At 73.1% G+C, this 20,990-nt stretch carries 21 protein-coding genes; 10 read left to right on the forward strand and 11 right to left on the reverse strand.

Annotated elements, in window-relative coordinates:
• Positions 1-22: 22 nt before the first annotated feature.
• The 4 genes from FHX82_RS32580 to FHX82_RS32595 form a co-directional block, all read right to left on the reverse strand.
• Positions 23-964 carry a DUF389 domain-containing protein gene (locus FHX82_RS32580; protein WP_145938463.1) on the reverse strand — a complete coding sequence of 314 codons (942 nt, stop codon included), beginning with the start codon at positions 962-964 and terminating at the stop codon, positions 23-25.
• Positions 965-2,749: an aspartate--tRNA ligase gene (gene aspS / locus FHX82_RS32585; RefSeq protein ID WP_145938464.1), complete on the reverse strand. Its 1,785-nt coding sequence runs from the start codon at positions 2,747-2,749 to the stop codon at positions 965-967. It abuts the gene before it with no gap.
• A 96-nt stretch (positions 2,750-2,845) separates the two neighbouring features.
• The gene (locus FHX82_RS32590) at positions 2,846-3,868 is read right to left on the reverse strand and encodes an Rv2578c family radical SAM protein (RefSeq protein WP_145938465.1); all 1,023 of its coding nucleotides are present in this window, start codon (positions 3,866-3,868) and stop codon (positions 2,846-2,848) included.
• A 33-nt stretch (positions 3,869-3,901) separates the two neighbouring features.
• On the reverse strand, positions 3,902-4,966 hold the full coding sequence (locus FHX82_RS32595; RefSeq protein ID WP_145938466.1) for a zinc-binding dehydrogenase: 1,065 nt from the start codon (positions 4,964-4,966) through the stop codon (positions 3,902-3,904).
• A gap of 46 nt (positions 4,967-5,012) precedes the next feature.
• Here FHX82_RS32595 and FHX82_RS32600 point away from each other — a divergent pair, with 46 nt between their 5' ends.
• Together FHX82_RS32600 and FHX82_RS32605 are read left to right on the forward strand one after the other, a co-directional pair.
• Positions 5,013-5,792 carry a helix-turn-helix transcriptional regulator gene (locus tag FHX82_RS32600; RefSeq protein WP_145938467.1) on the forward strand — a complete coding sequence of 260 codons (780 nt, stop codon included), beginning with the start codon at positions 5,013-5,015 and terminating at the stop codon, positions 5,790-5,792.
• A gap of 42 nt (positions 5,793-5,834) precedes the next feature.
• A complete protein-coding gene (locus FHX82_RS32605) occupies positions 5,835-6,662 on the forward strand; it encodes an ArsR/SmtB family transcription factor (RefSeq protein WP_145938482.1) in 828 nt (275 codons plus the stop codon).
• On the opposite strand, the gene FHX82_RS32610 is transcribed toward FHX82_RS32605, so the two are convergent.
• Positions 6,659-7,711, reverse strand: a complete 1,053-nt coding sequence (locus tag FHX82_RS32610; protein WP_145938468.1) for a threonine aldolase family protein — start codon at positions 7,709-7,711, stop codon at positions 6,659-6,661. The genes FHX82_RS32605 and FHX82_RS32610 overlap by 4 nt on opposite strands.
• Positions 7,712-7,836: 125 nt before the next feature.
• Between FHX82_RS32610 and FHX82_RS32615 the strand changes: the two genes are divergently transcribed.
• Positions 7,837-9,297, forward strand: a complete 1,461-nt coding sequence (locus FHX82_RS32615; protein WP_145938483.1) for a benzaldehyde dehydrogenase — start codon at positions 7,837-7,839, stop codon at positions 9,295-9,297.
• A 7-nt stretch (positions 9,298-9,304) separates the two neighbouring features.
• On the opposite strand, the gene FHX82_RS32620 is transcribed toward FHX82_RS32615, so the two are convergent.
• A complete protein-coding gene (locus FHX82_RS32620; RefSeq protein ID WP_145938469.1) occupies positions 9,305-11,158 on the reverse strand; it encodes a Na+/H+ antiporter in 1,854 nt (617 codons plus the stop codon).
• 161 nt (positions 11,159-11,319) lie between these two features.
• On the opposite strand from FHX82_RS32620, the gene FHX82_RS32625 reads away from it, so the two are divergent.
• Positions 11,320-12,420 (forward strand): M20 family metallopeptidase, encoded by a 1,101-nt coding sequence (locus FHX82_RS32625; protein ID WP_145938484.1) that lies wholly within the window; start codon positions 11,320-11,322, stop codon positions 12,418-12,420.
• A gap of 38 nt (positions 12,421-12,458) precedes the next feature.
• Positions 12,459-12,998: a MarR family winged helix-turn-helix transcriptional regulator gene (locus FHX82_RS32630; protein WP_145938470.1), complete on the forward strand. Its 540-nt coding sequence runs from the start codon at positions 12,459-12,461 to the stop codon at positions 12,996-12,998.
• Positions 12,999-13,003: 5 nt separating this feature from the next.
• Here FHX82_RS32630 and FHX82_RS32635 read toward each other — a convergent pair whose 3' ends face one another.
• A complete protein-coding gene (locus tag FHX82_RS32635; protein ID WP_145938471.1) occupies positions 13,004-13,492 on the reverse strand; it encodes a glutathione peroxidase in 489 nt (162 codons plus the stop codon).
• Between the two features lie 45 nt (positions 13,493-13,537).
• Complete coding sequence (locus tag FHX82_RS32640) at positions 13,538-13,741, reverse strand: hypothetical protein (protein WP_145938472.1); 204 nt, start codon at positions 13,739-13,741, stop codon at positions 13,538-13,540.
• Positions 13,742-13,821: 80 nt separating this feature from the next.
• On the opposite strand from FHX82_RS32640, the gene FHX82_RS32645 reads away from it, so the two are divergent.
• From FHX82_RS32645 to FHX82_RS32665, 5 genes are all read left to right on the forward strand, one after another.
• Complete coding sequence (locus tag FHX82_RS32645; protein WP_145938473.1) at positions 13,822-14,376, forward strand: hypothetical protein; 555 nt, start codon at positions 13,822-13,824, stop codon at positions 14,374-14,376.
• A gap of 21 nt (positions 14,377-14,397) precedes the next feature.
• Positions 14,398-14,568 carry a hypothetical protein gene (locus FHX82_RS32650; RefSeq protein ID WP_183176977.1) on the forward strand — a complete coding sequence of 57 codons (171 nt, stop codon included), beginning with the start codon at positions 14,398-14,400 and terminating at the stop codon, positions 14,566-14,568.
• A gap of 146 nt (positions 14,569-14,714) precedes the next feature.
• Positions 14,715-17,639 carry a glycoside hydrolase family 2 TIM barrel-domain containing protein gene (locus FHX82_RS32655; RefSeq protein ID WP_145938474.1) on the forward strand — a complete coding sequence of 975 codons (2,925 nt, stop codon included), beginning with the start codon at positions 14,715-14,717 and terminating at the stop codon, positions 17,637-17,639.
• Position 17,640: 1 nt separating this feature from the next.
• Positions 17,641-17,937, forward strand: coding sequence for a DUF1330 domain-containing protein (locus tag FHX82_RS32660; RefSeq protein ID WP_145938475.1), 297 nt, complete (start codon positions 17,641-17,643; stop codon positions 17,935-17,937).
• A 20-nt stretch (positions 17,938-17,957) separates the two neighbouring features.
• The gene (locus tag FHX82_RS32665) at positions 17,958-19,211 is read left to right on the forward strand and encodes an amidohydrolase (protein WP_145938476.1); all 1,254 of its coding nucleotides are present in this window, start codon (positions 17,958-17,960) and stop codon (positions 19,209-19,211) included.
• Here FHX82_RS32665 and FHX82_RS32670 read toward each other — a convergent pair.
• From FHX82_RS32670 to FHX82_RS32680, 3 genes are read right to left on the reverse strand one after another with little or no spacing between them, the layout of a single operon-like run.
• Positions 19,180-20,094, reverse strand: a complete 915-nt coding sequence (locus FHX82_RS32670; RefSeq protein ID WP_145938477.1) for a sugar kinase — start codon at positions 20,092-20,094, stop codon at positions 19,180-19,182. The genes FHX82_RS32665 and FHX82_RS32670 overlap by 32 nt on opposite strands.
• 28 nt (positions 20,095-20,122) lie before the next feature.
• Positions 20,123-20,596, reverse strand: coding sequence for a VOC family protein (locus tag FHX82_RS32675; protein WP_145938478.1), 474 nt, complete (start codon positions 20,594-20,596; stop codon positions 20,123-20,125).
• A 45-nt stretch (positions 20,597-20,641) separates the two neighbouring features.
• Positions 20,642-20,911, reverse strand: coding sequence for an HPr family phosphocarrier protein (locus FHX82_RS32680; RefSeq protein ID WP_145938479.1), 270 nt, complete (start codon positions 20,909-20,911; stop codon positions 20,642-20,644).
• Positions 20,912-20,990 lie beyond the last annotated feature (79 nt).

A 20,990-nucleotide genomic window follows, 5' to 3' on the forward strand; every position in this document is an offset into this window, starting at 1 on the left:
GGAGGCCAACTCCACCACCATTTCAACCAGCGGACCCCGGCCCGACCCGTCCCCGCGGCCCGCGGCGGCGCACGGCGAGGACCACCGACGCCGCGACGACGATGCCGGCCAGGTTCACCGCGAGCTGCGCCACGGAATGCCACGAGCGCGTCCAGTCGCCGGTGACGGCCGCGACGGCGGCGTATCCGGCCGCGGGGACCGTGGTGACCGAGATGAACACGCCCACCAGCGCGGCCGACTTCGCCGACGTCATCGCGAGCATCCCGGCGGCACCGGCGAGCAGCGCCACGATCAGCGAGTACCACCCGACCTCGTACACGAAGTCGACCTGGGGCCGCGCCCCGCCCCGGAACTCGCCGACGTCGAGCAGCCCGACGGCCACGCTCAGCAGCGTCACCAGCGCCGTGACCACCATCGCCACCGGGAAGCCGACGCCCAGCGCGAACCCGGCCCGGCGCATCAGGTCGCCGCGGCGCAGCACGAAGCCGACCGCGAGCGCCGCCAGCGGCCCGAACTCCGGCCCCACCACCATCGCGCCGACGATCGTGACCGGGGAGTCGGTGATCACGCCGACCGACGCCAGCAGGCACGCGATCGTCAGGAAGGCCAGGAAGGTGACGTTGAGCTGCGACTCCTCCCCGGTGCGGCTGAGCAGCTCCTCCCAGACCACGGCGTTGGCGCCCTCGCCCGGTGCGGCCTCCTCGGCGCGTTCGGCCGCGTCGGACAGCGCCGTGTCCAGCGCTTCCAGCGTGATGGCGCCGTCGTGGTCGAGGCCGAGCCCGCAGAGCAGTTCGAGGACCTCGTCGGCCGCTTCCCGCGCTATGTCCGCTTCGACGAGGTCACCGGCCGGCTCGACGGCGGCGCCCCGGTGCACGACGAGGTGCGCCGTGCCCGGGTGCGACCGCAGCCGCGCCACCGCCTCGTCGGTGTCCTCCGCCGGGCTGATCACCCGCAGGTGCAGCACCTAGCTCTCCCGGGCCTCCGGCTTGACCTGCGGCTTCGCGTCGATGCCCGCCTCCTTGCGCTGCTGCGCCGTGATCGGCGCGGGCGCGCCGGTGAGCGGGTCGTAGCCGCCGCCGGTCTTCGGGAAGGCGATCACGTCACGCAGCGAGTCGGCCTTGGCCAGCAGCATCACGATGCGGTCCCAGCCGAACGCGATACCGCCGTGCGGCGGGGCGCCGAACTGGAAGGCGTCGAGCAGGAAGCCGAACTTCTCCTGCGCCTCCTCCTCCGACAGGCCCATCACCTCGAAGACGCGCTTCTGCACGTCGGCGCGGTGGATACGGATGGAGCCGCCGCCGATCTCGTTGCCGTTGCAGACGATGTCGTAGGCGTAGGCCAGCGCGTTGCCCGGGTCCTGCTCGAACTTGTCGATCCACTCCGGGTTGGGCGAGGTGAACGCGTGGTGCACGGCGGTCCACTTGCCCGAGCCGACGGCCACGTCGTCGCCGATCTCCTCGACCGGCGCGAACAGCGGCGCGTCCACGACCCACACGAACGACCACTCGTCCTCGTCGATCAGGCCCAGCCGGTGCCCGATCTCCACCCGCGCGGCGCCGAGCAGCGCCCGGGCGCCGCTGGGCGTGCCGGCGCCGAAGAACACGCAGTCGCCGGGCTTCGCGCCGACCGCCTCCGCGAGGCCCGCGCGCTCGGACTCGGAGATGTTCTTCGCGACCGGGCCGGACAGGGTGCCGTCCTCGGCGATCAGCACGTACGCCAGGCCCCGCGCGCCGCGCTGCTTGGCCCACTCCTGCCACGCGTCGAGCTGGCGGCGCGGCTGGCTGCCGCCGCCGGGCATCACGACCGCGCCGACGTAGGGCGCCTGGAACACGCGGAACGGGGTGTCGGCGAAGTAGTCGGTGAGGTCGGTGAGCTCGAGGCCGAAGCGCAGGTCCGGCTTGTCGGTGCCGTACTTGGCCATCGCGTCGGCGTAGGTCATCCGGGTGATCGGGCGGGGCACCTCGTGCCCGATGAGCTTCCACAGCGCGGCGACGATGTCCTCGCCGACCTTGATGACGTCGTCCTGCTCGACGAAGCTCATCTCGATGTCGAGCTGGGTGAACTCGGGCTGCCGGTCGGCGCGGAAGTCCTCGTCCCGGTAGCAGCGCGCGATCTGGTAGTACCGCTCCATACCGCCGACCATGAGCAGCTGCTTGAACAGCTGCGGCGACTGCGGCAGCGCGTACCACGAGCCCGGCTTGAGGCGGGCCGGGACGACGAAGTCACGCGCGCCCTCGGGCGTCGAGCGGGTCATGGTGGGGGTCTCGATCTCGACGAAGTCCTGCGCGTGCAGGGTTTCGCGCGCGACGCGGTTGGCCTCGCTGCGCAGCCGCATCGCGGCGGCCGGGCCGGAGCGGCGCAGGTCGAGGTAGCGGTACTTGAGCCGCACCTCCTCGCCGACGTCGACGCGGTCGTCGATGGGGAACGGCAGCACCGCCGCCTCGGACAGCACCTCCAGCCCGGTGGCGAGCACCTCGATCCCGCCGGTGGGGATGTCGGGGTTCTCGTTGCCCTCGGGGCGCTTCGACACCTCGCCGGTGACCCGGACGCAGAACTCCGAGCGCAGCTGGTGGGCGCGCTCGGCCATCTCGCCCTCGCGGAAGACGACCTGCGCGACCCCGCTGGCGTCCCGCAGATCGATGAAGATCACCCCGCCGTGATCGCGCCGCCGGGCGACCCACCCGGTGAGCGTGACGATCTGGCCGGCGTGCCCGGCACGCAGGGTGCCGGCGTCGTGGGTGCGAAGCACTGCGGTTGCTCTCCTTGGAAGGCACGGAACTAGCAGGGGATTTGCTGTCCGTCAAGGCTAACGAACGCACCCGCGGCGGCCGTCGGCAGGTTTCACCTACAGCAGCTTCATCTGCTCCGGCACCGCGGCCACCTCCGGCTCCCGCGGCTCCGGCACCCGGTGCGAGGCCGCACCCCGATCCCGCGCGAAACCGTGCCGCCGCAGCAGCGGGCCCACCCGCGCGGCCAGCTGGCGCTGGTAACGCCCGCCTGCGTAGCTGCCCCGGCCGTAGATCTCGCGGTAGCGCTCCACCAGGTGCGGGTGCTCCCGCGCGAGCCACTGCGCGTACCACTCGCGCGCGCCGGGGCGCAGGTGCAGCGCGAGCACCGTCGCACTCGTCGCGCCCGCGTCGGCCACCGCGGCGAGCAGCTCGTCCAGCTGCTCCACCGAGTCGGTCAGGCCGGGCAGCACCGGCGCCACCATGACGCCACACGGCAGCCCCGCGTCCCGCAGCCGCCGCACCAGTTCGAGCCGCGCCTGCGGGCTCGGGGTGCCCGGCTCGACGCGGCGCTGCAGCTCCCGGTCCAGCAGCGCGATGGACACGCCGAGCCCGACCTCGACCTCCGCGGACACCGACCGCAGCAGCGGGATGTCGCGGCTGAGCGTGGTGCCCTTGGTGAGGATCGAGAACGGCGTGCCCGACCCCGCGAAGGCCCGGATGATGCCCGGCATCAGCTGGTACCGGCCCTCCGCCCGCTGGTACGGGTCGGTGTTGGTGCCCATCGCTACGTGCTCGCGCCGCCACGACGGGCGCCGCAGCTGCGCGGCCAGCACCTCGGGCGCGTTGACCTTGACCACGACCTGCGTGTCGAAGTCCCGGCCCGCGTCGAACTCCAGGTACGTGTGCGTGCCGCGGGCGAAGCAGTAGGCGCACGCGTGGCTGCACCCGCGGTACGGGTTGACGGTCCAGGAGAACGGCACGGCCGAGCGGCCTGGCACCCGGTTGAGCACCGAGCGCGCCCGCACCTCGTGGAACGTCACGCCGGCGAACTCCGGCGACCGGACCGAGCGCACCAGCCCGTCGAGCCCCACCAGGGCCTGCTGCGGGTCGGTGCCCGCTCGTTGACTGTCCCACCTCATGCCCGTCAGTCGAACATGCGTTCGACTACGCTGTCAAGGCACCAGCACGACGGCGGCGGGCCCGCTCGTCCTCGCGGCCAGCTCCAGCGCCGCGCCGGGATCGTCGAGACCGACCCGGTGGATCTCCAGCGCCCCGAGGTCGATCAGTCCGCTCGCCACGAGGTGCCACACGGTCAGCACCGTGGCGGGCGAGGCCATCCACGAGCCGCGGACGGTGAGGCGGCGGCGCATCAGCTGCCCGTACGGCAACGGCAGGTCCTGGCGCACGCCGCCGATCAGCACGAGACTTCCGCCGTCGCGCACCGCTCCGAACCCCGCGAGCGTCGGCCCGGGGCCGGGGACCGGGCCGAGCGCGTCGAGCACGACATCGGCGGGCCCGCCCGCGGCGAGGATCGCCGCCGCGTCGCCGTTCCCGGTCAACCGCACGGGAAGCACGCGGTGGTCGAGGGCCTTCAGTCCGTCGAGGACAGTCGCATTGCGACCGACCGCGACCACGCGGGACGCGCCGCGGGCCAGCGCCACCAACACCGCGGCCGTGCCCAGCTGTCCCGTCGCGCCCAGCACCACCACCGAGTCCCCGGCCCGCTGTCCCGCGCGCTCCAGCCCCTCCGCCGCGATCGAGAGCCACGGCAGGAAGGCGAGCCGTTCCGGCGGATGCCCGTCGGCGCCCGGCAGGCGGATGAGAACCTCCTTGGGGCACAACGCTTGTTCGGCCGACATCCCGTCCCGCCAGACCGCCTGCATCGCGCGCGTCCGCTCCGTCGCGACCCCGCGCCCGCCGACCCCGGTCCAGCCGACGAGGATCTCCTCGGGCGCGTCCGCCGCTCCGGTGGACAGCAGCGCGGTCGCCACGACGAGGTCACCCGGCTCGACGTTGAACACGTCGTCCGCGACGGCGCGCACGCGCCCGATTCCCGCCGCACCGAGCACGAGCGGCGTCGGGAGATCGCCCCGCGCCCCCTGCGTCAATGCGGCGGTGTACGCGGGGATGTGCACCGCCAGCACGTCGACGACCGCGCCCCCGCCCCGCACCCGGGGTTCCGGCACCTCGCCGAGCCGCAGTGGTTTTCCCGCCTCGTCCAAGATCCAAGCTCGCATGTCCCCGAGTCTCGGCGGGACGGGAGGACCGAACCAGAATCGGCTTATGCTGGAACCGGAGGTACCAGTGTCCCAGCCCGACGCCCGGCGCGAACTGGGCGCGTTCCTGCGCAGCAGGCGCGCCCGCATCACCCCCGCCGACGCGGGCCTGCCGCGGACCGGACGGCGCCGCACCCCGGGCCTGCGGCGCGAGGAGCTGGCGCTGCTCGCCGGCATCAGCGCGACCTGGTACACCTACCTCGAACAGGGGCGGGACGTGCGCCCGTCGGACCAGGTGCTGGGGGCGCTCGCGCGGGCGTTGCGGCTCAGCGATCCGGAACGCGACCACCTGTTCCGGCTGGCGAACGGCGAGCGGACGCCCCAGGAACCTGCCCCCGGGCAGGCCGCGGCCGTGCCCCTGCTGCTGCAGCCGAACCCCGCATACCTCACCGGTCCCCGCTACGACGTGCTCGGCTGGAACCCCGCGGCGGCGGAGCTGTTCCCGGGCATCGACGCGGCGCCGAACCTCGCCCGCTGGGTGTTCACCAGTCCCTTCGCCCGTGACGTGCTGACGGACTGGGAGCTCGTCGCGCGGGGGCTGCTCGCCCGCCTGCGGGCCGCGGCGGGCCGGCATCCCGGTGACCCCCTTTTCGCCGCGCTCGTCCGCGAGCTGCGGGCGGCCAGCCCGGAGGCGGACGCCTGGTGGCCGCGTTACGACATCCAGGCGGCGCAGGCCGGGACGAAGCGCGTGCGCCATCCGCGGCTGGGCCCGCTGACGCTGGCGCACTCCGCCTTCCACCCGGCGGGACAGCCCGAGCACACGCTGGTGGTCTACGCCCTGCCTTGACATGCAACCTGGAGGTTGCCTATTCTCGGCCGCGTGCCCGAACTGGACGCGGTGTTCCGCGCACTGGCCGATCCGAGCCGCCGCCTGCTGCTCGACCGGCTGAACGAGCGCGGCGGGCAGAGCCTGAGCGAGCTGTGCTCGGGCCTCGACCTGACGCGGCAGGCGGTGACGAAACACCTGGCCGTGCTGGAGGCGGCCGGGCTGGTCACCACCGAGCGGCGGGGCAGGGAGAAGCTGCACCACCTCAACGCCGCGCCCATCGCGGAGCTGTCCGCGCGCTGGATCAGCTCCTACCACCGCGAGCGCGCCCACGCGCTCGCGGACCTGAAACGAGCTTTGGAGGACCAGCCGATGAACCGCACCGAATTCCGGTACGTGACCTACATCCGCACCACACCGGAGCAGCTCTGGCGTGCCCTGACCGAGCCGGAGTTCACCCGGCGGTACTGGGGTGCCGAGCTCAAGTCGGACTGGCAGCCGGGCTCGCCGCTGCTGTGGCGCGAGGGCGACGGCGAGTTCGAGGACCTCGACCAGGTGGTGCTGGAGGCCGACCCGCCGTGGCTGCTGTCCTACAGCTGGCACACCTACCAGCCGCAGCACGCGGAGCTGTTCGGCTGGAGCGCGGAGAAGCTGGCCGAGCTGCGGCAGGAGAAGCGGTCGAAGGTGACGTTCCGGATCGAGCCCGCCGGGGAGACGGTGAAGCTCACCGTGCGCCATGACGGCTTCGACACGGAGACCGAGATGCTCAAGGCCCTCAGCGGGGGGTGGCCGGCGATCCTGTCGAACCTCAAGACGCTGCTGGAGACCGGCGAACCGCTGCCCGAAGCGAAGCCGGCGAAGGGGTCCGCCGAGGCCCTGGCGGAGCGTTAACCGGCGCGTTCGACCAGCTCCCGCAGCAGTGCGACCACCTCCCCGGGGCTGAACTCCAGCGCGTTCTCCCCCACCGTCACTTCGAAGCTGCACCGCGACGGGTCCGGCGACGACCGCACCCGCAGGAAAAGCTGCACCCCCTGTTCCTCGATCAGCTGCTCGCCCGCGCGCTCCGCGGCCGCGCGCGGCACAGGCAGGTGGACGTGGAACAGCGGGGTCTGCGGCGGATCGGGGAAGACCCGGGCCACGCCGTCCGCGTTGATCGCCGCGGCCAGCGCCACCGCGTGGTCCCGGAACTCCGCCATCCGCGGCACGAGGGCGTCCAGTCCCGCGAGGGCCCCGAGCGCCAGTGGCCACGCGTCGGGGATCGCCCCGCCGAGGCGGCGGCGCCACACCCCCGCCTCGGCGACGAGGTCCGCGCCGCCCGCCAGCACCGCCCCGCGCGTGCCCTGGATCCCCTTGTACAGCGACACGTACACCGAGTCGAACAACCCCGCGATCTCGGCGAACGGGCGCCCGTAGTACGGCTGCGCCTCCCACAGCCGCGCCCCGTCGAGATGCGCCGCCGCCCCGCGGGACCGCGCGAGCGCGACCTGTTCGGTCAGGTCCGCCCACTCCGGCAGCACCCCGCCGAGGTCACGCTGCGGCAGCTCCCACACCATCGCCGCGAGCGGCTCCGCCACCGCGGCCAGGTCCGCCGTGCGCAGCAGCTCGTGGCGGTCCCCGATCGCGTGGAAGCGCAGCCCGTGCACGGCGTTGTAGCCCTGCAGCTCCCAGGAGTCCAGGTGCAGCTGCGGGTGCCCGCCGAACGCCCGCCGGCCGCGGCGCTCGGCGTGCACGTGCAGCACGGCCTGCTGCGCCATCGTGCCCGTGGGGAAGAACAGCGCCGCCTCCGTGCCCAGCAGCCCGGCGATCCGCTCCTCCAGGCGCGCCACCGGTTCCTCGGGCAGCGTGTCCTCGTCCACCTGCGCGAGCCACTCCCGCAGCAGGGCCGCCGGCCTGCGGCGGATCGGGGCGTGCAGGGCGAGCGAGCGCTGGATGCCGGTCATGCCCTGATCCTGCCAGTGACCTCCGACAGTTCCGGCTTTCCGGCCAGCGGAAGGTGCCCTGGGCAGCGGGCTCCGGGCTGGCGACACTGGCCGCGAAGCCCGAGCCGACGCAGGAGTGGAGCGCCGTGAGTTTTCTCGACGACGAGGAGTGGACCGGCCGGATCTGGACCGGCAGCTGGGAACGCGGGACGGGTGGGACCGCGCCGGTGGTCGAGCCCGCGACGGGCGGCGAGCTGGGCCGCGTCGGGCTCGCGTCGCCCGAGGACGTGGCCTCGGCGGCCGCCCGCGCCGCCGAGGCGCAGCGGGCATGGTCCGCGACGCCGTTCCAGGAGCGGGCCGCGATCCTGCGCCGTGCCGGGGACCTGTGGCAGGAGCACGCCGACGAGCTGCGCACGTGGCTCGTGCGCGAGGCCGGCAGCGTCCGGGGCAAGGCGGACTTCGAACTGCACGTCGCCGCGCAGGAGTGCTACGAGGCCGCCGCGCTGCCGTCGCACGCGACCGGTGAGCTGCTGCCGAGCGAGGCGCCGCGGCTGAGCATGGTCCGGCGGGTGCCCGCGGGCGTGGTCGGCGTGATCTCCCCCTTCAACGCCCCGCTGATCCTGTCCATCCGCTCGGTCGCGCCCGCGCTCGCGCTGGGCAACACCGTGCTGCTCAAGCCCGATCCCCGCACCGCCGTGTGCGGCGGGGTGGCGCTGGCCCGTGTCTTCGAGGAGGCCGGGCTGCCCGCCGGGGTGCTGCAGGTGCTGCCCGGCGGCGCGGACACCGGCGCCGCGCTCGTCACCGACCCGCACGTGCGCGTCATCTCGTTCACCGGCTCGACGGCCGCGGGCCGGTCGGTGGGCGAGCTGGCCGGGCGCCACCTCAAGCGGGCGCACCTGGAGCTGGGCGGCAACTCGGCGCTGATCGTGCTGGAGGACGCGGACCTGGAGGAGGCGATGGGCGCCGCCGCGTGGGGTTCGTTCTTCCACCAGGGCCAGATCTGCATGACCACCGGACGGCACCTGGTGCACGCGTCGCTGTACGACGAGTACGTCGAGCGGCTCGCGGACAAGGCCGACGCGCTGGCCGTGGGCGATCCCGCCACCGAGGACGTCGCCCTCGGCCCGATCATCGACTCCGTGCAGCGGGACAAGATCCACACCCTGGTCACCGCCAGCGTCGACGCGGGCGCCAAGCTCATGGCGGGCGGCACGTACCGGGACCTCTTCTACCGCGCGACGGTCCTGGCCGACGCCGGCCCGTCCGTGCCCGCGTACGACCAGGAGGTGTTCGGCCCGGTCGCGCCGGTGACGAAGTTCAGCACGCTCGACGAGGCGGTGCAGCTGGCCTCGGACAGCGAGTACGGCCTGTCGCTGGGCATCCTGACCGCCGATGTCCACAGTGGACTCCGGCTGGCCGACCGGATCCCGACCGGGATCGCGCACGTCAACGACCAGACCGTGAACGACGAGGCGCTCGCCCCGTTCGGCGGCGTCGCCGCGTCGGGCACCGGTTCGCGCTTCGGCGGCCCGGCGGCGAACATCGAGGCGTTCACCGAGACCCGCTGGGTCACCGCGCGCGGCGACGTGGCGAGCTACCCGTTCTGAGGCCCGCTCAGCCGACGACCCGGTCGACGAAGCACCAGCGCCAGTCCTCACCGGGCTCGTAGCTGCGGATCACCGGGTGCTCGGTGTCGTGGTAGTGCTTGCTCGCGTGCCGCCGCGGGGAGGAGTCGCAGCACCCGACGTGCCCGCACTCCAGGCACAGCCGCAGGTGCACCCACGTGGTGCCCTCGCGCAGGCAGTCCTCGCAGCCCTCGGCGTCGGAAGTGGCGTCGCCGGGGTGGGTCAGGTGGTCGCACGAACCGGCGGTGCTCGCCGGGGTGCGCAGCTCCAGGCCGTCGGCGCGGGCGGCGTCGTCTTGCGGTTCCAACATGGACTCCTCGATGTCCAGGGTGTCGAGCACGCGCCGCAACACCTCGTCGTCGACCGTGCCGCGGTCGCGGGCGGTGAGCAGCACCTCGCGCTCGGCCGTCAGCATCTCCGCCCGCAGCCGCCGGTAGGCCGCGCTCGGGGTCTCCCGGAGGTTACTGCCGTAGCCGAGCCGTTCCCAGGCCGAGTCCGAGCGGTAGGTCTGCTTGTCCTCCAGCCGGGCGATGACGTCGGCGGGGTCGTCGGGGGTGCGCACCTCCTGCAGGCGGGCGAGCCCGGCCTGCGTCATGTCGTGCAGCAGGGCCGCCTGCTGCAGCGCGTCCTCGCCCGGGTCCGGCGCGGGCAGGTCGAGGCGGCGCACCAGCCGCGGCAGCGTGGTGCCCTGCAGCATCAGCGTGCCCGCCACCACGACGAACGCGGCGAGCACGAGCACCCCGCGTTCCGGGGTGTCGGCGGGCAGCACGAACGCGGCGGCGAGCGTCACCACGCCCCGCATGCCCGCCCAGCCGATGGCCGCCGAGTAGGACCACGGCAGGTCCCACGCGGGCAGCAGGCGGCGCGCGAGCGCCGTGGCGAACACCCACACGATGCGGCTGAGGATCGTCACCAGCAGCACGCACGCGCAGACGCCGAGGATCGCCCAGGCCGAGAGCCTGCTGTCGGCGACCTCGCCGATGATCCGGCGCAGCTGCAGGCCGATGAGCAGGAAGACGACGTTCTCCAGCAGGAACTGGATGGTGCGCCAGTTGATCCGGCTCGCCAGCCGGGCCGGGCCGGGCAGCGTCCGCGGCATCTGCTGGCCCAGCACGAGCCCGGCGACCACGACCGCCAGCACGCCCGAGCCGTGCAGCGCCTCGGCGGCCAGGTAGGCCACGAACGGCACCACGAACGACCAGGCGGTGTCGAACACCGGGTCGAGCAGCCGGCGCCGCAGCTGCACCGCGAGCCAGCCGACCAGCAGGCCCACGACGAGCCCGCCCACGGCCGCGAGCAGGAAGTCCAGCCCGACCTGCCACATCGCGACGGAACCGGCGATGGCCGCGATCGCCGTGCGCAGCGCCACCAGCGCGGCGGCGTCGTTGAGCAGGCTCTCCCCTTCGAGGATGCGCACCACCTGGCGCGGCATGCCCACCCGGCGCGCGACGGCGCTGGCGGCGACGGCGTCCGGCGGCGCCACGACCGCGCCGAGCGCGAGCCCGGCGGCGAGCGGCAGGCCCGGGATGACCAGCCACGTGGCCAGTCCCACGGCGAACGTGGTGAAGACGACGAGCCCCACCGACAGCAGGCCGATCGGCGTCCGGTTGGCCCGGATCTCGACCAGCGACGTGGTGAGCGCGGACGCGTACAGCAGTGGCGGGAGCAGCCCGACCAGCACGAGCTCGGGGTCGAGGTGGTAGTCGGGCATGCCCGGGACGAACGACGCGGCGACCCCGAAGACGATCAGGCACAGCGGCGGGGACCAGTCGAACCGGCGCGCGATCCCGGTGACGGTCAGTACCGCCACGACGAGGCCCACGATCTGGATGGCTAGGTGCATTCGGCCCGTTCCGGGGTGTTCGGAGGAGGAAAAGGCCTCCATGACGAGGAGTACTGCCGGGGCGTGACTCCGGACAATGATGATATCCGCCCCGTTCCCGCCGAGGAGCCGCCGTGCTGTGCTCGTCCGTCCTGCCGTGGACCCGGCGCGCGCTGCCCGCGATGACGGCGGACCTGCGGCGGCTCGTGGAGCTGGAGACCCCGAGCGAGGACAAACCGCTGCTCGACACCGCGGCCACGGCGCTCACCCGCTGGGTCGCCGCCCGGCTCGGCCCGGGTGTGGCGGGCAGGCGGCACCACGGAGGCGACCACGGCGACGTGCTGGAGGTCACCTGTCCCGGTTCGGCGCCGGGGCACGTGCTGCTGTTGTGCCACTACGACACGGTGTGGCCGGCGGGCACGCTGGCGGGCTGGCCGTTCCGGGCGGAGCGGGGCCGGGCGAGCGGGCCGGGTACCTTCGACATGAAGCTCGGCGTCGTGCAGGCGGTGTGGGCGCTGCGGTGCGCGCACGAGCTGGGGCTGGCGGTGCCCACCGTGCGGCTGCTGCTGACCGGGGACGAGGAGATCGGCAGCCCGGTCGGCCGCGCGCACATCGAGCGGCTCAGCGCCGGGGCACTCGCGACGCTCGTGTTCGAGGCATCGCTGGACGGGGCTTTGAAGACGGGCCGCAAGGGCGTCGGGTTGTTCGACGTGACGGTGCTCGGGGTCGAGGCGCACGCCGGGCTCGAACCGGCGGCCGGGGTGAGCGCGATCCACCAGCTGGCGGAGCTGATCCCGGCGATCACCGCGCTCGGCGACGAGGACCGGGGCACCACGGTGAACGTCGGGCTGGTGCGCGGCGGCACCGCGCTGAACGTGGTCGCCGGTCAGGCCGGCTGCGGGATCGACGTCCGCGTCGCGCAGCCCGGCGAGACCGCCCGCCTCGACGCGGGGTTCGCCGCGCTGCGCACGTCCGACCCACGGGCCCGGCTGACCGTGCGCGGCGAGTGGAACCGGCCGCCGATGGTGCCGAACGAGGCCACCCGGCGGCTGTTCGCCCTGGCCGCCGGCGTCGGCGCGGAGCTGGGGCTGGCGCTGTCGGAGGTGTCGGTGGGCGGGGCGAGCGACGCGAACTTCGTGTCCGCGCTGGACCGCCCGGTGCTCGACGGCCTGGGCGCCCTCGGCGGCGGCGCCCACGCCCGGCACGAGCACGTGCTGCTCGACCAGGTCCCCGTACGGACGGCGCTGGTCACCGGGCTGCTCACCGCGCTCGCGCCGACGTAGCCGGAAGCCCGCTGGACGGGGTGCCTACGCTGGGGCGCATGTCCGCCGAACCGGCCGCGCCCGGAGAACTCGACTACCTCTCGTTCGTCGACTACGCCATCGCGCGGACCACGGCCGAACTGCCCGCCGTCGACCCCGTCGCGATGCGGCTCGGGCTGACCCTGCACCGGCTGACCAGCGCGCTCGTCTACGACTGGGAGTCGACCGTGCACCGGCCGCGCGGCTGGAGCTGGGGCGGGTTCCGCGTGCTGTTCGCGCTGTGGCTGGCCGGGCCGATGGAGGCCAAACGCGTCGCGCAGCTGTCCGGGATGAGCCGCGCCGCGGTGTCGGCGCTGGTGAACACCCTGGAACGGGACGGGCTGGTGTCCCGGACGCCGGCCGAGCACGACCGCCGCGCCGTGCTGCTGTCGCTCACCGACTCCGGGCACGACGCGATCACCAGCGCCTACGTCGCCCACAACGAACGCGAACAGGCCTGGGCGAACGCGCTCACCGAGTCCGAGCAGACCGTCCTCATCGGACTGCTGGAGAAGCTCACCACCAGCTCGGCCGCCACCGAGGCCAAGCGGCGCTTCTGAAAGCCCTACCGCGCCAGCGCCGCCTCGATCGCGGACACGACCTCCGGCGACCCGGGCTCGGTGCGCGGGCGGAACCGGGCCAGCACCTCGCCGTCGCCGGTGACGAGGAACTTCTCGAAGTTCCACTGCACGTCGCCCGCCTCCCCCTCGGCGTCCGGCGTGCGCACCAGCTCCTCGTACAGCGGGTGCCGCCCCTCCCCGTTCACCTCGACCTTCTCGAACATCGGGAACGTGACGCCGTAGGTGGCCGAGCAGAACTGGGCGATCTCCTCCGCCGTACCCGGCTCCTGCCCGGCGAACTGGTTGCACGGGAAGCCCGCGACCGAAAACCCCTTGTCGCCGTAGCGTTCCTGCAGCCGCTCCAGCCCGGTGTACTGCGGGGTCAGACCGCAGCGCGAAGCCACGTTGACCACCAGCAGGACACGGCGGCCGAGGCCGCCGAGGGTCGCCGGTTCCCCGGACAGCGTGCGCAGTGGAAGATCACCGAGTGCCATGCCGCCATCCTGCCTCAGCGGCGGCCGGCTCCGCCAACCTCCCGCTCAGTCCGCCGAGCGCGGCCCCGGCACCGTGGTCAGGCCCTCGGTGGGCTTGAGGCCCAGCGCGTCGAGCAGCAGGGCGCAGTCGTCGGCGTCCGCCGCGGCCGAGGCGATCGCCCGCACCGCGCGGCGCCGCTCGTCGCGCACCGCCGCGCTGTCCTCGAAGACGTCGTGCGGCGCGATCACCGTGAAGCCGTTGTCTCGCATTCGTTCCCCTCCGCCTGGTCGCCGAGCCCGTGTAACACCCGGGCACCCGGGGTAGCCGGACACCGGAGAAAGGAGCGGTAATGAGCTACTCCCCCGACCCGGTCCGCGCCGACGGCCCCGCCGTCGTCACCGAAGGTACCCTCGACGGGCCGATCGTGCTGGTGCTCGACCCGGCGGGCGAGGCCAAGCACGACGGCCTGCCCGCGACGTGGCGCGACCAGCTGGACAACTGGCGGGTGATCTGGTGCCGCGTGCCCGCCGAGGGTGGCCTGACCGAGGCCGGCGAGATCCTGACCGACCCGCCGGGCTCCGGCAAGGTGCACGTGGTGACGAGCGGTCCGTGCGCCGACGAGGCACTGCGGCTGGCCGAGGCGCACCCGGATTCGGTGCGCTCGGTGCTGCTGGTCGACCCCGGCGCGTCCGGCTACGTCGAGTCCGGCCACGGTGACGCCGCCGACGAGCACTGGAGCCAGGAGACCGAGCAGCGGCGCTGGGCACTCACCCGGTCCGGGGTGGACGTGCGGATCGTCGCGCACAGCACGGGCGGTCCGCGGGACCGCATCCCCGCCCCGCTGCCGCTGGGCCACCCGGACGTGGTCGCCGGTATCCAGCAGTCCATCGCCGAACTCGGCTGAGAACGACCCCGAGGAGTGTCCGTGACCGATCCCGTCGATATCGAGCAACCCGTCGAAGACGTGCTGGAGCAGCGTCAGGACGTCACCGCGGTGGGCCCGGAGCCCGGCGTGCCCACCGAGGCCGATCCCGCCGACGTGGCCGACCAGCAGCGACCCGTGCCGCTCGACGAGGAGGAGCGCGAGTACGGCTGAGCACGCGCGCGAAGGCGGCGCCGGTCCCCGTGGGGGCCGGCGCCGTTTTCGTCCCTCGAAAGGACGCGTTGACACCCGTTCGAGGGAGGACGAGCATTTGTTGGGTTCTGTTGGCTTCACCGCCGAACCCAACACCGGGGTGTCTGATGTCGTTCACTTCTCGTCTGCTCGCACTCCTGTCGGCCGGTCTGCTCGCGGCGGGAACGGTGTCCGCCCCGGCCGTGGCGGCGGTCCCGGCCGCGCCGCCACGCAGCAGCGACTTCGACTCCGGGTGGCAGTTCTCGCTCGTCAACACCACCGGCGCGGACGCTCCCGAGCCGGCGCCGGGCGACCGGTCGTGGCGGCCGGTGACGCTGCCGCACGACTGGAGCATCGGGCTGGACCCCGTGCAGAACGCGACAACCACCGCGGGCACCGGGTTCCTGCCCGGCGGCCTCGGCTGGTACCGCAAGACCTTCACCCTGCCGCGGTCGCTCGCGGGCAAACAGCTGTCGATCGAGTTCGACGGCGTGTACATGGACTCGACGGTGTACTTCAACGGCCAGGCGGTGGGCAGCCACGCCTACGGCTACACGGGCTTCGCCGTCGACCTCACCGCGCTCGCGCACACCGACGGCCACGCCCCGAACACGCTCGACGTGAAGGTGCGCAACCAGGTGCCGAGCAGCCGCTGGTACTCCGGCAGCGGGATCTACCGGGACGTGCACCTCGTCGTCACCGACCCGGCGCACATCACCCGCCACGGCACGTACGTCACCACCCCGGACCTGGCGAACACCGTCAAGGCCGGATACGGGACCGTGCACGTCGACACCACGACCACCGGCGCCGCCGGGGCGACGCTCACCACGACGGTCCGCGACGCCCGCGGGCGCGCGATGGCCACGCGGAGCGTGCCGGTGAGCGGGGACACCACCGGCACCGACCTGCGCGTGGCGCACCCGGCGCTGTGGTCCACCGACTCGCCCGTGCGGTACACAGTGGACAGTCAGCTTTCGGTGCGTGGCAAGGTGGTCGACAGCGTCTCCACGCCGTTCGGCTTCCGCTGGACCACCTTCGACCCCCAGCACGGCTTCTTCCTCAACGGCAGGGCGATGAAGCTGCAGGGCGTCAACCTGCACCACGACCTCGGCGCCCTCGGGTCCGCCACCGACTACGGCGCTGTCCTGCGGCAGCTGGAAATCATGAAGAGCATGGGCGTGAACGCCCTGCGCACCTCCCACAACCCGCCCTCGCCGCAGGTGATCGAGGCGTGCGAGCAGCTCGGCATCGTGATGATGGTCGAGGCGTTCGACACGTGGCGCACGCCGAAGGTGCAGTACGACTACGGCCGGTTCTTCGACGCCGACAGTGACGCCGACATCGCCGAGATGGTCAACTCGGCGAAGAACTCCCCCGCCGTCGTCCTGTGGTCCATCGGCAACGAGATCCCGGACTCCACGTCGGTGTCCATCGGGGTGCCGATCGCGCGGCGGCTCATCGCGGACGTGCGGGCGCTCGACCCGACGCGGCCGATCGTGATGGGCTCGGACAAGTACCGCTCGGTGCCCGCCGATGGTTCGGCGCAGGACCAGATCCTGCGGATGCTCGACGGGATCGGCCTGAACTACAACACCGCCGCGTCGGTCGACGCGCTGCACGCGAAGTACCCGGACAAGTTCCTCTTCGAGTCCGAGTCCTCCTCGGAGACGTCCACGCGCGGCGTGTACGACAGCCCGGACCAGCTCAACAGCGGCGAGAACTACACGCCCGGCAAGCGCGGCGCGTCCTCCTACGACAACAACCTCGCGTCGTGGACCTACAGCGGCGAGTACGGGTTGAAGAAGGACCGCGACCGCGAGTACTTCGCGGGGCAGTTCCTGTGGTCGGGCATGGACTACCTCGGCGAGCCCACCCCGTACGACAACGTCTTCCCCGTGAAGTCCTCGTTCTTCGGTGCCGTCGACACGGCGGGTTTCGCCAAGGACCAGTACTGGTTGTTCCGCAGCCAGTGGACCACCGACCCGATGGTGCACCTGCTGCCGATGGACTGGACCGACCACAAGCCGGGCGAGCCGGTGACGGTCTGGGCCTACAGCAACGCCGACACCGTCGAGCTGTTCCTGAACGGGAAGTCGCTCGGCACGCGGTCGTTCGACACGAAGACGACCACGTACGGCAAGCGGTACCTGGAGACCACGGAGGCGACCGGCGACGACAAGACCGTCACCAGCGGCCCGTATCCCGGCAGCTACACGAGCCCGAACGGCAGCGCGGGGCACCTGCACCTGACGTGGACGGTGCCGTTCGCGCCGGGCGAACTGGTGGCGGTCGCGAAACGCGGCGGCAAGGAGGTGTCGCGGGACGTGCTCACCACCGCGGGCAGGCCGGACCACGTGCGGCTGAGCACCCAGCGATACGGCTCGCTGTCGTTCGTCACCGCGGACGTGGTGGACGCGCGCGGGGTGCTGGTGCCCGACGCCGCGAACGAGCTGACCTTCCACGTATCGGGCGGCCAGTTGCTGGGGACGGACAACGGGCAGCAGGAAAGCGCGGAGAACTACCAGTCGCGGTCGCGGGCGGCGTTCCACGGCAAGGCGCTGGCCATCGTCCGGGGCGACGCGCGGGTGACCGTCACGTCGCCGGGGCTCGGCGCGCCGGATCCCGGGCCCGTCGGCGCCGACGCGAGCTTCTCCGGCGCGGCCGACACGGTGCCGGCCGCGATGCTCGACGGGGACCTGGCCACCGGCTGGTCGAACTACTACCGCAAGGACCCGACGGCCCTGCTGCCCGCGGTCAGCCGCCCGCACGCGAGTGACTGGGTTTCGGTCGGGTGGTCCGCACCACGGCCGGTGTCGAGCGCGGATCTCCTGTTCACCACGGGCGGTATGAACGGCCTCCCGTCGGCCATCGCAGTGTCCTATTGGGACGGTCGTCGCTACGTGCCGGTGCGGGACCTGCGGGTCACGTGGGCGACGGCGTCCAACTCGCCGACGCACGTCACCTTCGCGCCGGTGTCGACCACGCGGCTGAGGTTCGACCTGACCAGCGGGGGGACTTTCCTGCGCATCGCGGAGCTGGAATCCTCGTGACGTGAGCGCATACGTGATCTCCGAATCGGAAGTGCTGGACGAGGAAGCGGCGGTCCGCTACCGGGCCATCGCCGCGCAGGCGATCGAGCAGTACGGCGGCCGGTACGTCGTGCGGGGCGCCGTACCGGAAGCCGTCGAAGGCGAGTGGCCCGCCCGGCGGCGGCTCATCATCGTGGAGTTCCCGAGCCTGGAGCAGGCCCGCACCTGGTACGAGTCGCCGGAGTACGCCGAGGCGCGGAAGATCGCCGACACGGCGATGGACCGCAGCCTGACCTTCGTCGAGGGGCTGCCGGGCTGATCCGTGTTAGCGTCGCCAGGGTGGACCTGATCACCCTGCGCCGTGACGTGCACGCCCATCCGGAACCCGCGTTCTGCGAGCTGCGGACCGCCGCGCTCGTGCTCTCCCGCCTGCGTGAGCTGCCGGTGCGGGTGCGCACGGGCGCGCTGCGGCTGGACGGGATCCCGGCGTATCCGGACCGCGCGACGCTCGACCGCTTCGCCGGGCTGGCCGTCGAGTCCGGCGCCGACGAGGCGGACGTGACCCGGCTGGCGGCCGAGGGCACGGCGATCGTGGCGGAGCTCGAAGGCGACCGGCCCGGGCCGACGTGGGCGCTGCGGTTCGACATGGACGCGCTGCCGGTCACCGAGGCGTCCGACGGCGGCCATTTCCCCGCGGCGCAAGGGTTCCGGTCCGCCTACGAGGGGTTCATGCACGCCTGCGGGCACGACGGGCACGTCGCGATCGGGCTCGCGCTCGCGGAGCGCCTGGCCGGCCGCGACTTCCCCGGCACGGTGCGGTTCCTGTTCCAGCCCGCGGAGGAGGGCGGCCGCGGGGCGCGGGCGATGCTCGGCGCGGACGTCGTGGCCGGGGTGGACCGGTTCGCCGCCGTGCACCTCGGGCTCGACCTGCCGGCGGGGGTGGTGGCCGCGGGCATCACCGGGATCTTCGCGACGACCAAGCTGCGCGCCCGCTTCACCGGCACCGCGTCGCACGCCGCCGCGGCGCCGCAGGACGGGCGCAACGCGCTGCTCGCCGCCGCCACGGCGGTGCTCGGCGTTCACGGACTGCCCCGGTTCTCGACCGCCGACACCCGCGTCAACGTCGGCACGCTGCGTGCCGACGGGAACGTCAACATCGTGCCCGCGCTGGCCGAGCTGACGTGCGAGGCGCGGTCGAAGGACGGCGCGGTCAACGCGGACCTGACCGAGCGCGTCAAGCAGGTCCTGCGCGGGGCGGCGCTGTCTCAGGGCGTCGACGTGGACATCGAGGAGACGGGCGGCTCGACGTCGCTGGACTGCGACGGCGAACTGCTCGACGCGGTGCTCGCGGCGGCGGAGGCCACCGGGCACGAAGCGGTGCGGCTGCACGAGATGGGCGGCAGCGACGACGCGAGCCTGTTCGCCGAGGCCGTGCAGCGCTCGGGCGGGCTGGCGACGTACATCGTGGTCGGCGGCGGCAACCCGGCGCCACACCACAACCCGCGCTTCGACGTGGACGAGGTGGCCCTGCCCGTGGCGGTCGACGTGCTCGAAGCCCTCGTCAGGCGCGGGGCGGCAGCGCCGGGTCGGTGACGATCGCGCCCGGGTGCGCGATCACCTTCGCCGCGACGACGTGCCCCGCCGCGGCGGCCTCCACGGCGTCGGCTCCGGAGAGCCGGGCGGCGAGGTAGCCGGCGTTGAAGGCGTCCCCGGCAGCTGTGGTGTCCTTTGTGGACTCGACGGTGACCGCGGGGACCAGGCGCGGCGCCGTCCCGTCCCACACCACGCAGCCGTTGCCGCCGTCCTTGACCACGACGTCCGGAATTCCCAGGCCCCGCAAGCGTTCGACCGAGGCCACCGGGGAGTCGTCGCCGAAGAGCGCGTGCTCGTCGGAGAACGTGGGCGTGGCGATGCTGGTCAGCTCCCAGGTCCGCCGCACCGCCTCCCGCGCCTCGTCGGCGGACGCCCAGCCGGCGGGGCGGTAGTTGCTGTCGAACACCACGTGCGCGCCCCGTTCGCGCGCCGCGGCCAGCCCGGCCCACAGCCGCTCCCGCGCCCGCGCGGTCAGCAGCTGCACCGTGATCGCCGACAGGTAGAGCACGTCGTACCCCGACAGGTCCGGGTCGTGGTCGCCGTCGAACAGGCGCCGCGCCGGGGACTCCGAGCGGTAGTAGGTGAAGCTGCGCTCCCCGTTCTCGTCCGTGCGCACGAGGTACAGCCCGGGCTGGGTGCCCGGCACGCGGTCGGTGAGCGCGGTGCCGATGCCCTCGGCCCGCATGGCGCCGAGGATGCCGGCGCTGTACTCGTCGTCACCGAGGCGGGTGAGGTAGTCCACCTCGACGGCCTCGGGCGGCGTCAGGCGCGCCAGGTACACCGCGGTGTTGAAGGTGTCCCCCGCGTAGCCGAGCGACAGCGTCCGCCCGCCCGTGTGCGTGAGCTCGATCATGCACTCGCCGACGGCGAGCACTCGGGTCACCCTCGGCTGTTCCGGAAACCGCGACACCTCATAGGTATAGCGGTTTGGCCGGGGAGCCGAGCGCCTCGGGGGTCTCCCAGTCGATCCCGGGGACGTCGACGTACAGCTCGATCTCGTTGCCGTCCGGGTCCGCGATGTAGAGGCTGTGCGTGGCGGTGTGGTCGCTCATGCCCAGCACCGGCGTGCCGGTCTCCGCCAGCTTCGCCAGCGCCGCACGCAGCTCGTCGTCCGTGGTGCCGATCTTCAGGCCGAAGTGGTACAGCCCGACGCGGCGGCCCTCGGGCAGGGCGGCCGCGTCCTCGCCGACCTCGATGAGCAGCAACTCGTGGTGCGTGCGCCCGGACGGGGCGTTGAACGCGGCGAAGGGCTTGCGGTCGAGCTCACCGCCGTCGCCCGGCGCGGGCAGGATCTGCCGCCAGCCGAGCACGTCGCGGTAGAACCGGACCGAGCGCTCGATGTCCCGCACGTACAGCACGAGGTGCCCGAGCTCCTGAACCTGCACCGCACACCTCCGGTTGAATTTGAATCTTCAACCGAAGCATACCCGTCAGGCCGCGTCGTGGTCCGCTTCGATGACGGAAGCGAGCTCGCTCAGCGCGGACTCCGCCTCGGGCCCCTCCGCGCGCAGGACGACCTCGTCCCCGCCGCGCGCGCCCAGGCCCATCACCGACAGCAGGCTGCGGGCGTCGACCGGGTCGCCGTCACCGACTCCGATGGTCACGGGCACCGGCTGCGCGGCCGCGGCCTTGACGAACAGGGCGGCCGGGCGGGCGTGCAGGCCCACCGACGAACCGACGATCACCCGGCGTTCCGGCATGACGACACTCCTCTGAAGACGTTCTGGTTTCCGCCGACGATAGCCGAGGGAGCCGTAAAGGTCTAGACCACACTTTCCC

Origin of the sequence: Amycolatopsis bartoniae (assembly GCF_014191255.1) — a bacterium.
GTDB lineage: Bacteria > Actinomycetota > Actinomycetes > Mycobacteriales > Pseudonocardiaceae > Amycolatopsis_E > Amycolatopsis_E bartoniae.